Source organism: Paenibacillus sabinae T27 (assembly GCF_000612505.1).
Taxonomy (GTDB): domain Bacteria; phylum Bacillota; class Bacilli; order Paenibacillales; family Paenibacillaceae; genus Paenibacillus_AQ; species Paenibacillus_AQ sabinae.
This window is the reverse complement of the sequence record NZ_CP004078.1, coordinates 1,553,130-1,568,393: the sequence shown is the minus strand read 5'-3', so window position 1 is coordinate 1,568,393 and position 15,264 is coordinate 1,553,130. Positions and strand designations below refer to the sequence as shown.

At 53.5% G+C, this 15,264-nt stretch carries 12 protein-coding genes; 1 reads left to right on the top strand and 11 read right to left on the bottom strand.

The window, feature by feature from the left end:
- Positions 1-52: 52 nt before the first annotated feature.
- The 9 genes from PSAB_RS07210 to PSAB_RS07170 form a co-directional block, all read right to left on the bottom strand.
- Positions 53-523 carry a MarR family winged helix-turn-helix transcriptional regulator gene (locus PSAB_RS07210; RefSeq protein ID WP_025333908.1) on the bottom strand — a complete coding sequence of 157 codons (471 nt, stop codon included), beginning with the start codon at positions 521-523 and terminating at the stop codon, positions 53-55.
- 168 nt (positions 524-691) lie between these two features.
- Positions 692-1,534, bottom strand: a complete 843-nt coding sequence (gene modA / locus PSAB_RS07205; protein WP_038595648.1) for a molybdate ABC transporter substrate-binding protein — start codon at positions 1,532-1,534, stop codon at positions 692-694.
- A 198-nt stretch (positions 1,535-1,732) separates the two neighbouring features.
- Complete coding sequence (locus PSAB_RS24515; RefSeq protein WP_025333906.1) at positions 1,733-2,647, bottom strand: N-acetylglucosamine kinase; 915 nt, start codon at positions 2,645-2,647, stop codon at positions 1,733-1,735.
- Positions 2,628-3,335 (bottom strand): N-acetylmannosamine-6-phosphate 2-epimerase, encoded by a 708-nt coding sequence (locus PSAB_RS07195; RefSeq protein ID WP_025333905.1) that lies wholly within the window; start codon positions 3,333-3,335, stop codon positions 2,628-2,630. Before PSAB_RS07195 ends, PSAB_RS24515 begins: the two co-directional genes overlap by 20 nt.
- A 17-nt stretch (positions 3,336-3,352) precedes the next feature.
- The gene (locus PSAB_RS07190; protein WP_025333904.1) at positions 3,353-4,204 is read right to left on the bottom strand and encodes a MurR/RpiR family transcriptional regulator; all 852 of its coding nucleotides are present in this window, start codon (positions 4,202-4,204) and stop codon (positions 3,353-3,355) included.
- A 28-nt stretch (positions 4,205-4,232) separates the two neighbouring features.
- The gene (locus tag PSAB_RS07185; protein ID WP_025333903.1) at positions 4,233-5,054 is read right to left on the bottom strand and encodes a carbohydrate ABC transporter permease; all 822 of its coding nucleotides are present in this window, start codon (positions 5,052-5,054) and stop codon (positions 4,233-4,235) included.
- 24 nt (positions 5,055-5,078) lie between these two features.
- Positions 5,079-5,930 (bottom strand): carbohydrate ABC transporter permease, encoded by an 852-nt coding sequence (locus tag PSAB_RS07180; protein ID WP_025333902.1) that lies wholly within the window; start codon positions 5,928-5,930, stop codon positions 5,079-5,081.
- Positions 5,931-5,991: 61 nt separating this feature from the next.
- On the bottom strand, positions 5,992-7,356 hold the full coding sequence (locus PSAB_RS07175; RefSeq protein ID WP_025333901.1) for an extracellular solute-binding protein: 1,365 nt from the start codon (positions 7,354-7,356) through the stop codon (positions 5,992-5,994).
- 273 nt (positions 7,357-7,629) lie between these two features.
- Positions 7,630-9,309: a glycoside hydrolase family 13 protein gene (locus PSAB_RS07170; RefSeq protein WP_025333900.1), complete on the bottom strand. Its 1,680-nt coding sequence runs from the start codon at positions 9,307-9,309 to the stop codon at positions 7,630-7,632.
- A gap of 171 nt (positions 9,310-9,480) precedes the next feature.
- Between PSAB_RS07170 and PSAB_RS07165 the strand changes: the two genes are divergently transcribed.
- A complete protein-coding gene (locus PSAB_RS07165; protein WP_158442576.1) occupies positions 9,481-10,476 on the top strand; it encodes a LacI family DNA-binding transcriptional regulator in 996 nt (331 codons plus the stop codon).
- 83 nt (positions 10,477-10,559) lie between these two features.
- Here PSAB_RS07165 and PSAB_RS07160 read toward each other — a convergent pair whose 3' ends face one another.
- Positions 10,560-12,902, bottom strand: coding sequence for a xanthine dehydrogenase family protein molybdopterin-binding subunit (locus tag PSAB_RS07160; RefSeq protein WP_025333898.1), 2,343 nt, complete (start codon positions 12,900-12,902; stop codon positions 10,560-10,562).
- A gap of 40 nt (positions 12,903-12,942) precedes the next feature.
- Positions 12,943-15,264, bottom strand: coding sequence for a xanthine dehydrogenase family protein molybdopterin-binding subunit (locus PSAB_RS07155; RefSeq protein WP_025333897.1), 2,322 nt, complete (start codon positions 15,262-15,264; stop codon positions 12,943-12,945).

Sequence of the window (15,264 nt, the reverse complement as noted above, 5' to 3'; positions counted from 1 at the left end):
CTTTTAGGGACGGTACCGTTTCTCGTAGATTCTTCCGGCATAATGTCCGCGATTAAGGTTCGTATCCGCGCCGTTTGAGCGTGTCCGCCAAAGACTGCCCCTTTAAAAAACGAAACAACAAAGAATTAATGGTCTCAAGCTCCTCCTCGGAATAGAGCTGCATGAACTGTTCGTATAGTCCCTGCTCGATGCCTTCGACTAATTTGGCTTTCTCCAATCCCTGAGTTGTGAGTTGAAGGATTACATACCGCGAATCTTTCGGATCGACTACTTTTTCAACAAGACCGTCCGCACACATTCGTTCCAGAAGCCGTGAAGGACTGCCAGACTCACAGATCAATAAATGCCCAAGATCTTTCAGAGAAAGGGTCTTCCATTCATCCAATATTCTAAGAACTTCTGCTTGCGATGCGGTTAACCCGATTTCCTTCAGTAAGTTATTGAGCAGCCTGTTTCCCTGCCGCTGAACGGCCAGAATTTCGTAGCGAAAGGTTTCTGCTTTGGAATACTTATTTCTATCCATCTAAAAATCACCTTTGATTCATTTGTTATAGAAGTAGATGATACATCATTTGATCCTATTATAGATGATGCATCATCTATAATCAAGGAAAAATTTGAAAGCGACCTGCCCGAATGCACCGGAACAGATCGCCTTACAAGAGGAACGGCTTATGCGGAAAATAAAGCTTTATTTTCCGGCCAGCTTGAAGCCGTATTTGACAAACACCTCTCCGGCTTCCTTCGTAAACAGGTAATCGTAGAAGACTTTCGCTTGTTCCGGATGTGCGCTTTCCGCTAGAACGGCGGCCGGATAGCTAATCGGATCGTGGGTGGACGGATCAACCTTCATGGCGACTTTCACCTTCGGTTCCCCAGCTGCGTCGCTGCCGTACACCAAGCCCGCTTCCACATTGCCGGACGATACGTAGGTCAGAACCTGTCGGACATCCTTGGCAAAGACGATTTTGGGCAGCAGCGTATCCCAGAGGCCCGCATGTTGCAGAAATTGCTTCGCGTACATGCCCGCCGGAACCGATTCGGGCTGACCGACCGCAATCTTCGCGAATCCGGAACCGGTTAAATCTTCGGCCTTAACGTCTGCAGCCGCCGAATCTGCGGGAACGATCAGCACCAGATCATTGGTGAGCAGGGTTCCGGTCAGAGCGGAATTCGTCAGCTGCTTGTCCGCAAGTGCGTTCATTTGTTTGGCACCCGCCGAAATGAACACGTCTGCCGGAGCGCCCTGCTCGATCTGCTGCTGAAGCGATCCCGAAGACGCCAGGTTCAGGCGCACGGCAACACCCGGATGCGCGGCATGAAATTTCGGGACCAGTTCGTTTAAAGCATCTTTAAGGCTTGCGGCCGCCGATACCAGCAGCTCCGTCTGTCCGGCTGACGACCCGGCTGCCGGGCTTGAGGTGGCGGAATCACCGCCGGGCGCTGTATTCCGGGCGCAGCCGGCAATCACGGGCAGACACAGGGACAACAGTAACACATAAACGATCCAACGATGCTTACACTTGATGGCCATCCTGTTTCATCCTTCCAAGGTCAAAATAACTTTGGTCCAAATAACTTTGATCAAGTATACAACGAAAAGGAAGCTTGCCGGAAGAGACAAAAAAATGGACGGAACTGCGTTCTTCCCCGTATGGACGAAAAAGGGAGGGCCGCTCACCGGTCCTCCCTTTTTGTTGGGCAATAACAAATGGCCAGGCTTTAAGCCCGCCTATAAAGCTGCATTCTCCCTGGCCAGGCTGTAGATGCCTTGCGCGGGATTCCCCTTGCAGATCGATACGAGCCGGGAAATCCCGGCCGCCTCGAAGAGGCTCCCGAGGCTTGTCCGAAGAACCGAAGCATTGAAGACCCCGCCGGACAAATAGATGGGAAGCTCTTCGCCGAGCCGCCCCAGCGCGGCGGATGCCAGCCGGAACAGATGCCCCGCCGCCTCTTCCATAATCCGGCGTGCGGTTGGGTCGCCCCGCTCGGCCAGTTCATTAACCGCCGGAACGAGCAAGGCGAGATCCTTGTCGGTGATTGCGCCCGAGTAGAAACCGGCCAGAAGCCGGCTTTCCTCTTTCCAATCCAGCACGGACATAGCCGCCTGCTCCAAAGCCGTCCCAGCCGAAATGCCGGCCCGTGCTTTAAGCACTTCCTTGACCGCTTCCAGACCGATCCAGTAGCCACTGCCCTCGTCTCCCAGATGGTGTCCCCAGCCGCCCAGACGGGCCGAGCTTCCCGCCGCATTCCTGCCGTAAGCCACCGTGCCGCCGCCGCTGATGACGACGATCCCCGGCTTCCCGCCCGTTACGGCCCGCCAGTTGCCCAAGTAGTCGGGCACCACTAGCAGCCCGGCCAGGGCAAAGCTCCGGCCGCTCATCCCGCGCTCAATCGTCTCGGGAATAATGGATACGTCTCCGTGGTAGCCGCTCAGGCTGAAGCATACGGAGACCGGCTCGGCCAGCTTCATCCCGTTCAGTTCCTCGCACACCCCCGCCGCGATGTGGTAGTAGCTGTCCAGACCGCCCGGCCGGGCATAATGGATAACCGGATCTGTCTTCCAGTTCCGGATTAACCCGGCGTTCCCGTTGAACAGATCAATCGAGGTCTTCGTCTGTCCTCCGTCAACGCATACAATTAGCATCGCCATCACTTCCTACACCGTGATTGTGCAAAATTCCCGTATAGCCTTTGGTAATAGCTACCGTATCGGTTATTGCCGTTCCGACAACAACGAAGTAAGCGCCGGCTTCAACCGCCGCAAGCGCCTGCTCCGGCGAAGAGACATGCCCTTCGCAAATCGTCCGTATCCCAGCATCCGCCAGCGCCTTAACCAGCTCGATATCCGGCGTCTGGCGGTTCTTGCTGATATCCGTATAACCCGAGAGCGTGGTCCCTACATAATCGGCCCCGAGCTCCCAGGCTCTGACGCCTTCTTCAAATGTGGAAATATCCGCCATAACCGGCGTATTCAGCTCTTCTTTGATCTCTCGGATCAGTTCTTTCAGCGCTTCGGTGTCAGGCTGATTCTGGAAGGTCGCTTCCAGCGCAACGATATCCGCTCCGGCTTCGACGATGTCCTTGGCGTGCTCGAACGTCGGTGTAATAAAGAAGCGGTGTCCGTGCTGCAATACTTTATTGATCCCGATTACGGGAACGTTTACATTCTTCTTGATTTCTCTAATATGCTCGGGGCTGTCGGCCCGGATTCCGACCGCCCCCCCGAGCTCCGCGCATTTCGCCAAAGCCGCGATGTGAAGCGAATGATTCAACGGATGGTCAAAATGCGCTTGGCAGGATACCACGAGTCCGTGCTTCATGCTGTTATCCACTGATTTTGCCACTCCTTTTAGTATAAGTTTTTACTGGTGGCCCTTGCCGTTTTCCGGATCGTTCCCTCGGCGGTCTCGCCAAGCTCCTGCATCACATGCGCAAAAATAATATCCAGAATATATAGCTGCGGAATCGTTGACGTAAAGGCGCTGCCTTCCGTCGGCTTCTCCCGCGATGAACTGAGCAATACGACATCGGCATATTTGGTAACCGGCGATTTGATGTGGCTCGTGATGCACACGACGCCTGCCTTACCTTCTTCTTTGGCAATTCGGGCAATGTCCACCATATCTACCGTGCTGCCCGACACCGACAGCAATACGGCGACATCGCTTTCCGTCATCAAAGTCGCTTTAACAGGCCCGAGATGCCCGTCCGTTACCGCTTCAACAGGCAGGCCCGTACGGATAAACCGGTATTTTGCGATTTCCGCCGTAAATCCCGAGGAGCCCACGCCGAAAAACACAATTTGCCTGGCGCGGAGCAGCATATTCACCGCCTCCCGGATTTGCGCTTCTTTCAGAAGGGCGGTCGTTTCATTGATTATATGAAGATTTTTTTGTCTGACCTGTTCGGTAATGCCGTCCCCGATCGAATCTCCCTGCTGCTCTTGGCCGGAGTCCAGCTCCTGGGCAAGGGCCAATTTGAACTCCTGGAATCCCTTGTACCCGATATGCCGGCAGAACCGGAGGACGGAGGTATCCCCAACCCCGGCTTTTTCCGCAAGATCGGTGAGGGAGTCGAAAATAATATTTTTAACTTCGCTGAGAACGACGTCGGCCACCTTCTTCTCGGCCTTGGTCAGTGTCGGATAAACGCTTCGGATAAACGCGATTACATTTCCGGTGGGTATATTTATTTTTTCCATCCCGGCAGTTCCTCCTCATTGCATCTGTTCAGCCTTTAACCGCACCCATCGACAATCCGCTGACCAGATAACGCTGGGCAAAAAAGGTGAACAGAAGCGGCGGCAGTATCGATAATACGGTGGCGGCTGAAATATCTCCCCATTTGATTCCCCAGCTTGTAATGAACATCGTCGAACCGAGGGTAACGGGAGTAGCCTTGTTAAGAGATATAATAACGGCAAACAAATAATCGTTCCATGAAAAAATGAACGCAAGGATGGCCACGGAAGCGATGCCTGGCGCCATCAGCGGAAGGATGATCTTCCACAATATCTGGTACACGTTGCAGCCGTCGATTTTGGCCGATTCCTCAATCTCATAGGGCAGCTCCTGCAAAAAACCTACCATTAAAATCAGCCCAAGCGGAATATTCAGGAAAATATTAATAAGAATCAGTCCGGCTACCGTATCCAGCAGTCCCAAATATTGAAACATTAAATAGTAGGGAATGGCAAATACAATCGGCGGAAACAACCTCAGCGCCATGGAAAGAGTCAGCAGCCTCCCGGAGCTAAAGCCCAGCCGGATGACGGAATAGGCGGACGGCAACGCGATCAAGATGACAAATAGACTGGTAAACACGGACAGCAGGATGCTATTCCTGAAATATCCGGTAAAATCATACCCCGCCGCGAACATCACATTCCGGTAATGCTCCAGCGTCGGAGCGAACGTAAATTTCGGAGGGAAGGAATTGATATCGCCCGTCGTTTTCAAGCTGGTCATCAGTGTGTTGAGCAATGGAAGGAGCAGAAACACGGCGATGACACTGACGGCGATCGTTGTAAGCCACGGCTTTCTTGCTTTCATAAGAGGACGGCCCTCCCTTGCGCTTTATTTGGATAATCTCTTCACGAAGAATGGAATGAGCAGCAGCAGGAACACAGCGACAATGACGGAGGCCGAGGCCGCCTGCCCGATTTGGCCGGATTTGAACGCCGCCTCATAGATGTAAATGCTTGCCGTCTTCGTGACATTGCCCGGTCCGCCATTCGTCAGGACATAAATGACGTCGAACGTGCGGAACGCATCGATCCCCCGCAGAAACGCCGCGATAAAAAAGATCGGAGCAATCACGGGAAGAATGATCTGCACAACGGTTCTCCAGTATGAAGCCCCGTCCACCGAAGCCGCCTCATAAAGTCCCGGATCGACACCTTGCAGCCCGGAGTAAATGATCAGAAACGTGAACGGCACCCACTGGATAATGTCAAGTACGATCATCAATGGCACGACGAGATCGGGATCGAACAGGTTGACTTGGATATGCAGCAGGGATAGAAAATAGGTTGCGACGCCGTTGTTCTCATTCAAAATCAGGCGGAACATAATGCCCATAAGCGAAGGAGCGACCATAATCGGCAGCAGCACCATGCTCAGAAGCGGCCGCTTCCCGGGAAATGACCGGTTAAACAGCAGCGCCAGCAAAAATCCGAGCACCAGTTCAATAACCGTCGTAATCAGAGCGAACTTTAGGGTAAAGCCGATGGAGTGCCAGAAGTCGGCATCCCGCAAAATTTCCAGATAATTGCCGAACCCGGAAAAAGAGGACATTCCCTGGCCCATGGATACATCATGAAGGCTCAAATAAATCGCATATCCCGCAGGGAATACAACCATGACAACCCAGAATAACAGCAGCGGGAAAGACAAAACCCACTTTGCCGCCCTTTCCGAATAGCCCATTTCAACACCTCTTTTTAAAAAATAGGGTAAAGGGGAGCCCCTCCCCTTTACCGGCTGCGGCTTACTTGGACAGCGTCTCGCTTACATCGCTTTGCGCTTTTTCAAGCGCTTTATTGATATCGACCTTTCCTGCCCACGCTCCGCTCAAATCTTCTGCCAGCTTCAGCATGATCGGCTGGGTTTCGGCAATAATCGGTGTGGAATAACCGTACTTGTCCACATGCTCCGCGATCAGCGGCAGCACCGGCTTTTTCTCGCCCAGACCTTTCAGCACTTCGGCAATCGGAGGAATACCGCCGCCATCGGCGTAGATCTGCATGGCATCTTTCGTCGTCAAATAATTCATCCATTTCAGCGCGGCTTCCTTGTTCTTGGCGTATTTGTTCAGTCCCACCCCAAGGGCGTGAACATGCGTCTTGTGCTCGCCCGGAATCGGCGCAACCGCTATTTTACCAGCAATATTCGGAGAACGCTCTGGATCGTTCAACTCGTCATACGCCGCTCCCCATTGAACGGCAAAGGCCGCGTTGCCGGATTGTAGAGCCGCCTGGGTTTCGGGGTACTCCGCAACGGTTGAGTTCGGGGATGTCATTTTGCCGTCATAAATCGTCGAGTAAATACCCATCGCTTTCTTGGCCGCTTCGGAATTCAGCTGCGGCTTGCCGCTCTCATCCAGCCAGGAGCCGCCATTTGACCACAGGAAGTCGTCCCAAATCATGACGTTAAAAATCAGGTTCTTCATTTGCAGCGCGGTGCCGTATTTCGTCGGGGAATCCGGATTGTACTCCTGGCTGAAGAACGCCGCGGCCGCGATAAAGTCATCCCATGTCCAGTCCTTCGGATCTTTGGGCTGAAGGACTTGGCCCAGCACCTTTTGGCTGACTTCGCCATATTTGCTCTTCCAGGTGGAGTCGCTCAGCAACTGATCGATCAAATCCTTCCGGTACAGGAGGAAATGGTTGCTGACGTCCATTGGAATCGCCAGGGTTTCGTTGTTCATTCGCAGGGAATCGACCGAGGATTTCAGATAACCGTCCGTGTTCACCTTGCCGTCCAGAGCGTCCAGACTCGGCGCATGCTGGCCGATAATATAGCTTGCTGTAAAGTACATATCTACTTCATCCGATTTGGAGCTCATCATCGCCGCTTCCTTCTCGTAAGTTCCGTCGCGGCTCAGCAGCACCATCTCGACATTCACGCCGTCGGTCTTGCCCTGCCCGCTGTTATAGGCATCCACCACTTTCTGCATGGCGTCACTCTCCGGTCCCGGCCAGTACACCATGGACACCTTGGACGTTCCCGATGGTCCGCTTCCGCCGGAAGCGCCGCCCGCATCAGCGGAACCGCCCTGGTTCGAGCCGCAGCCCGTTAGAACGACGGTCAAAGACAATGCCAAAGTAACACAACGAGTTAACAAACCTTTCATCCAAATCCCCCCTTGATTAACTTGTTCCTATCATATTCGATTCCAAAATAAAAGTAAACACTTTTTTTATTTATAAAATGGAGGATTACTCTTTTATTTGATTGAATTCCACTCCTTTTTCATGAAGTTAGCATGTTTTCCAAGGATTTACGTGTCAGATATGATCACATTTAGAGAAGGTCCTAAGGCTCTTTCTACGGCAGCAAAAAAAGAGGAACGGATGTCTCCGTCCCCTTTTCTCGCTTTTTTATTCAGGTCAAATTTGCAGTTGGCTTACAATGGCTTACCATGAAGCCGGTACACCCTGGCCTCGAACGGCTTCAGGTTAATCGTCCGGATGCTGCCTCCCGCAGGGGCCTCATAGTTCGAGAGAAGCAGCTCGGCGGTGCTGTAACGAATGCCTTTAGGCAGATGGAACAGCGCCTCGTCCGCGGTCAGGTTGGTGATGATCAGCCATTGGTCATCCTCCAGCGTTCGGGTATACGCATAGATTTGCTTGTTCTTCGGCAGAATCAGATCGTAGACACCGTAGATGGCGACCGGATTGCTCTTGCGAAGCCGGATCATCTCTTTGTAATAATGGTAGACCGAATCGGGATTCGCAAGCTCGCTTTCCACATTGATTTCCTTGCAGTTTGGATTCACCTTCATCCACGGCGTTCCCGTCGTAAATCCGGCCTGCTCCCCGGCGTTCCACTGCATCGGCGTTCGCGAATTGTCCCGCCCCGTTCTCCAGATCACCGGCATCAGATCCTCATGTTCCTTGCCTTCTTCTCTTTCCAGCCGGTACCAGTTCTTCATATGCACATCGTCGTAATCTTCAATCGAAGGAAATTGGACGTTCGTCATGCCGATTTCCTGTCCTTGATAGATGAAGGGAGTTCCCTGCATCAGAAAATACATCGTGGCCAGCGCCTTGGCCGATTGCACCCGCAGCGGTCCGTCATCACAGTAAGTGGACACCGAGCGGGGTCTATCGTGATTCTCCATGAACAGCGCGTTCCAGCCGGTGCCCTCCAGCCCTTTTTGCCACTCGGTCAGCACCTTCTTGAACTTCGGAAGGTCGAAGCCTTGATGCAGGGTTATGTCCCATAGATGCATATGATTGAATTGGAACACCATGTTGAACTTGCCTTTTTCCTTGCTGACCCAAAGATCCGCATCCTCCGCCGTGACCCCGCTCGCTTCGCCGACGGTCATAATGTCGTACTTGTCGAACGTTTCGCGCTTTAGTTCCTCAAGGAAATCATGAATGCCTTCCCGGTTCATATGTCCTTCAAATGCACTCACATAGCGCAAGCCTTCCGGGTTCGGCAGGTCGGGAAATCCGGCCAGCTTCTTGATATGCGAGATCGCGTCGATCCGGAAGCCGTCAATGCCTTTATCCAGCCACCAGTTGACCATTTCGTACAAATCCTGGCGCACATCCGCGTTCTCCCAGTTCAGATCCGGCTGTCTCTTGGAGAACACGTGCATGAAATACTGGTCCGTGACCATGTCATATTCCCAGATGGACCCGCCAAAGATGCTGTCCCAGTTATTCGGCTCCGCGCCGTCTTTCGGATCGGACCATATATAGTAGTCCCGTTTCGGGTTGTCTTTACTTGAGCGGGATTCGATGAACCAGGGATGCTCATCCGAGGTGTGATTGATGACCAGATCCATGATCAGCTTCATCTCCCGGTTGTGAACCTCTTCCAGAAGCTTATCAAAATCCTCCATCGTGCCGAATTCTTCCATAATGTCGTGATAATCGGAAATATCGTAACCGTTATCGTCATTGGGCGACTTGTAGATCGGGCAGATCCAGATCACGTCGATGCCCAAATTTTTCAGGTAATCCAGCTTTGTAATAACCCCTCGTAAATCACCAATTCCATCTCCGTTGCCATCCATAAAGCTGCGGGGGTATATTTGATAGGCCACCGCTTCTTTCCACCAGACTCTTTCCAATTCCGTCAGCTCCTCCAACTAGGTAGGAAAATTTTTTCCTTATTCGGAGTATAAAACAACTCTTTTTTCCTAGTCAAGTGGAATTGGCAGGCGGATTTCGGCATGATATGATATATATCAGGAAAATATTTTCCCGTTCCATCCATATAAATGTTCGGAGTTGTGATGCTCATGAAAGTAACGATTAACGATATCGCCCAAATGGCCGGGGTTTCGATCTCGACCGTCTCCCGGGTTATCAACAACAGCAAACCGGTTAAAGAGGAAGTCCGGATGCGGGTCATGGAAGCCATCAAACGCACCAACTATCGTTCCGGCTCCATCAAAGACGACAGCGCCAGAACTGAATCCCAGCTCATCGGAGTCATTGCGCCGCAGTTCAGCCACACCGTGCTTAACGATATGGTGGCGGGAATCGGGTCGGTTGCCCGGCTGTACGGCTACGAGCTGCTGATCGGGCTGACCGACGGAACGGTTGAAAGCGAGCTGGATCATCTCAAAAGATTCGGGAATATCCAGTCGCAGGGGATCATTTTTGTCGGCTCCATTCTGGAACACAGGCATATTGAAACAATAGAAGCGACGGAAATCCCCTGCGTAGTGATTGGACAAGTCTCCAATACCCCGTCCATCCCTTCCGTCCATGTAGATAACGTCACCGCCTCTTACGAAGCCGTGACCCATCTCATTCAAAAGGGGCACAGCCGCATCGCGATGATCCGCGGAACCGGCGATTCGGGCATCGGAAGCGACCGCTTCAAGGGCTATAAGCAGGCGATGAGCGACGCGGGCCTCCCGGTCAGAGAAGACTGGGTTGCGGAGAGCGAGCTGTCTGTGGATGACGGAATGAACGCCATGCAGAGACTTGCTGAGACTGGCGACATGCCAAGCGCCGTCTTCTGCTCAACGGACTGGATGGCGCTCGGAGCGATAAATTATTTGCTGGATCACGGCATGCGCATCCCCGAGGATGTGGCCGTATTCGGCTTTGACGGCAGCTATTTGTCATCGGTCATCCGCCCCAAGCTCTCGACAGTGGAATATTCCGCATCTGAAATCGGCATGACAGCCACCCGCAATCTCATCAAAATGATCAGAGGCGCCTCGGATATTCCGCAGCACTCGAACGTCACCCATTACCTGGCGATCCGCGAAAGCACGAACTGAGAATTACGGAAATAACTCTGGACATTCCCCAATCGGCAAAACAGCAAGCTTCCGGCGGCACGGATGCTTGCTGTTTTTATGAATTATTGAATCGCAACTTCGTCTTCTTCTAACGCCGCTTTGCTTAATTGCTCCTTCAGATACAAAGGCTTAACAGGAATTTTATGAATTTTGACGCCGGTGTGCCGAAGCGCATCCTGAACGGCCGATTGAATAACGGCGAGAACCGGTATCGACCCGCTTTCACCCGCTCCCTTGACGCCAAGCGGATTGAGCGGGGATGGCGTTTCAATATGATGAATCGTCATTTCCGGAATTTCCGTGGAAGAAGGGACGAGGTAATCCATCAGGCTGCTCGTAAGAAGCTGCCCTTCCCGGTCGTAGACAATTTCTTCATATAGGGCGTTGCCGATTCCGTTCGATATGCCGCCCTGATACTGCCCGGTTACAATCAGCGGATTAAGCAGCTTGCCGCTGTCATGGACCGATAAGTAATGCAAAACCTTGATTTGCAGCGTCTCGGGTTCCACCTCGACGACTGCCATATCGGACATCGATGTAATGGCCGCACCTTCGGGAGCAAAATAATCGGTTGCCTCCAGCATCGGATCGGTTGGAAGATCGTAGGTTTTACCTGGAGCGCCCCCCTTCGCCGCATGGGACAAGGCTCCCAGTGAAATGTGCATACCGGGCTCGTCTTTTTTGCGGACATATCCGCCAGCCAATTCAAGTGCGCTTTCCGGAACATTCAGCTCATGCGCAGCGAGCCGGAGCGCATGCTGCTTGACTTTCTGGGCAGCCTTGTACACCGCGTTGCCCGCAATGGTCGCAATCCTGCTGGCGAATGTACCGGTGCCATACGGAAAGAGGCTTGTGTCGCCTTCCCGGACGATCACCTTCTCAAGCGGGACATCCAGCACTTCAGCCGCAACCTGGGCTAGAGACGTTTCATGTCCCTGCCCCTGGGTAGCGGCGCCTGTAAACACCGTCACTTCGCCCGTATCTTCCACGCGGACGGTCGCCCCTTCATAATTGCCGAAGCCGGTGTTCTCGATACAGACAACCGTGCCGATTCCGACATTTCTGCCCTGCTTCCGGTACTCTTCCTGAAGCTCGCGCCAATGCTCATACTCCCCTTCCGACTTAACGGTTTCCACAAGCTTGGGGAAATTGCCGCTATCGTAAATCTGCGGCTTCCCGTCTCTTGACAAAAGACCGGTGCGGTAAGGAAATTCATCAGCCTGAATCAGATTGCTTCGTTTAATTTCAAGCGGGTCCATATTCAGTTCATGGGCCGCCTCATCCAGCAGCCGGTTCAGAATCATGGCCGCCTGCGGTCTTCCCGCTCCCCGGTATGGCGCGAGCGGCACCGTATTCGTATAGAAGACGTCGATATCGCAGGCATAGTCGGTCACGCGGTACGGGCCGGGGATTAATGAAGATGTAATGATGGGAACGATAACGCCCCAGGGCACGTATGCGCCCGTGCTCGCCAGGCCTTTATCGATTACCGCCACAATCTTGCCTTCCCGGGTCACTCCGAGCGTAGCCTCATGAATCTGTTCGCGCTCATGAATGCAGCTCATCATATGCTCCATCCGGTCTTCGATCCAGCTTACCGGCGCGCCCACCTGAAGCGACGCCCAGGGAACAAGCATGTCCTCCACGTAGAACGGAGCTTTGGCGCCAAAAGCGCCTCCGACATCCGGGGCAATGACCCGAACTTGATGTTCCGAGATCCGGAACGTTTCCGACAGAATTTTGCGCATTTCATGCTGACTCTGAGTCGCGGCATACACTTCCAGCATAGGTTCGGGTTGGTGATGGCTCCACTTCGCGAGCAGTCCGCGCGTCTCAATCGGCAGACAGCTCACCCGGCCGATTTCAAACCGGTGGCTGACGACGACATCGGCCTCCTTCATTCTCTCATGGGCGTTGCCGATCGACTGACTGATGCTCATCGCCACATTGGATTCCAAATGCCTGTGAGCCAGCGGCGCTCCGGGACGAGCGGCGTCTTCCAGAAAGGAAACGGCAGGGAGCTTCTCATATTTGATTTTGATCAGATCGACTGCGTCTTCGGCTATATATCTGGAGGTTGCGATTACCATGGCAACCGGCTCGCCTACATGGTGAACGGTTCTGTCAAGCGGCCGCTGGGTAACGGATATCAGGTTGGGATTGGGAAACACAACAGGCAAGCAGGGAAGCTCCGCCGCCTCATCGGGGCCGAATACCGCTACCACGCCCGGCAGTTTTCTCGCCTGCTCCAGGTCAATTTCCGTAATATTGGCATGTGCGTGCGTGCTGCGCAGAAAAGCCGCGCTCAGTGCTCCGTCCATGTGAATATCGGCGACATATCGTCCCTGTCCCCTGATCAATCGGGGATCAATTTTCCGTTTCATGGGCTGACCTATATACTTCATACCTTCACCTCCACAGTCTATAGACCGAATAGCTCTTCCATCATCCGGTCGGACCAGCGCTCCGCCGTTCCGTCCTTGGCTTCATTTGTTTCAACGCCTTGCGAATGTGTTCGGGGCGAAGGGGGAGAGAGGTTATCGGAATGGCGTATTCCTGCAGCGCGTTCACGATGGCATTGGCAATCGCGGGAGCTACGGCTACCGTTCCGCCTTCTCCCGCGCCTTTGACTCCGAGCGGATTGAGCGGTGAAGGATAGTTCTCCAAAATCTCGGCACGAACCTCCGGAACTTCCATCGAGGTTGGAATCAGATAATCCATGAAGCTGCCGGACACAAGCTGTCCGATTTCGTCATACTTCAGTTCCTCGTAAATGGCGCCTCCCAGTCCCTGGGCCATTCCGCCAATGAGCTGGCCTTCCACGAGCATCGGATTGATCGCCTTTCCGAGATCATAGGCAATATAGTAGTTCAATATATGCAGCGCCCCCGTGCCGGGATCAAGCTCCACCTCGGCCGCATGGCAGCCGTAAGGGTAAGTCATATGTTCAATATGAAACGTATATTTCTCACACAGCGTAATGCCGCGATCCGAGCAAATTTGCAGTAATTCATCCAGCGGCATGGCGACCTGCTCCGCTTCGGCATACACCACGCTCCCATGCTTGAGGGCGAGCATGTCCACCGGCACCGCAAGCTGCCCGGCCGCAACCTCTAGCAGCTTCTCCTTCAGCAATCCGGCGGCATGCCACGCGGCCGAACCGCCGACAACAGCTCCGCGGGTCGCGAATGAACCGTTACCCTTCTCCACAAGATCGGTATCGCCATGAACGACACTGACATATTCGTAAGGAATGCCAAGCTGATCGCTGCAAATTTGCGCCAGCGTCGTTGTAATCCCCTGACCGACTTCCGTCAGTCCGGTCTTGCAAATCACCCGGCCATCCGGTCGCATCTCCACCTCGGCAAATTCCCATGGGCCAAAGCCCGACTTTTCCACAAAGGAAGCAAAGCCTAGACCAATAAAGCGCCCTTCCTCCCTGGCCCTGGCCTGCTTCCCGGCAAACTGTTCCCAGCCCATGAACTTCCGGGCGTAGTCAAGCGTTTCGGCATAGTTTCCGCTGTCATATTCAATCACCTGGCCGAGAGCAGACAGCCCGTTGCTGTAAGGCATCTGTTCAGGACGAATGTAATTTCGTTCCCTGACAACGGTAGGGTCCAGCTTCAAATGTGCAGCGACCATATCAATCACCCGCTCGCGGACAAACGTCCCCTCGAACCGTCCCGGCCCCCGGTACGTTCCGACCGGCGTCTTGTTGGTCAATACCAGATGCGTTACGATTTCAATGTCGCTGAAATCGTATGGCCCGGGGAACATAGCCTGGGTCAGAGACGGCACGGTCGTACCATGCGTGCGGATATACCCGCCCTGATCAAAGAAGATTTCATCCCGCAGCGCATAAATCCGTCCGTCGCCGTCAAAGCCGACCGTTACCTGATGCTTCTGTTCTCTGGAGTGGTTCGTCGCTTTGAAGTGCTCCAGGCGGTCCTCGATCCATCTGACCGGACGCTTCAGCCGCATGGCGGCGAACGGAATTAAATAGTCTTCCGGATAGAACTCGCCCCGAGGCCCGAATCCGCCGCCGCAATCCGTTTCGATTAACCGGATTTCTTCTATATTCTTATTGAGGAGACGGGCCATCAGTTGATGATTGAAATGGACAACCTTTGCAGCGCCGTATACCGTCAGCCGCTCGTCCTCGTCGCACAACGCAAGAAGCCCCCTCGTTTCCATCGGAATACCGGAATGGCGCTGTACGTATAGTTCCTCTTTCAGCACATGCTCGCATGTCTTCAGCCGCTCTGCCGCGTCCCCTTTCTTGCCATGGATCAGGTACATTTCATTCGTACCCGCATCCGGATGAAGGAGCGGCGCCCCCGGCTCTAGCGATTGAACCGCATCCGTAACCGGAGGCAGCACATCATATTCAATCTTGATGAAATCCGCAGCGTCCTCGGCCATATAGCGATTCTTCGCGACAATCAGAGCCACCGGGTCGCCGACGTATCGGACGCGGTCTTTCGCGAGCGGATATTGCAGAGCCTTTTCGAGTATCGGGTCCGGAGACAGCCGCATCGGGATCGGGCGCAGGTCGCCTGGCAGGTCGGACGCCGTCAGAATCAGGAGAACTCCGTCCAAACGCCGGGCTTCTTCTACGTCGATAGAACGAATGATCGCATGCGCATGCGGAGATCGGATGATCACGGCTTCGCATTGATCCGGAAATCGCAGATCTCCGACATATTGTCCTCTTCCCGTTAAGAGATTGTAATCCTCCAGCCGTTTCAGACTTGCGCCAATCGACAT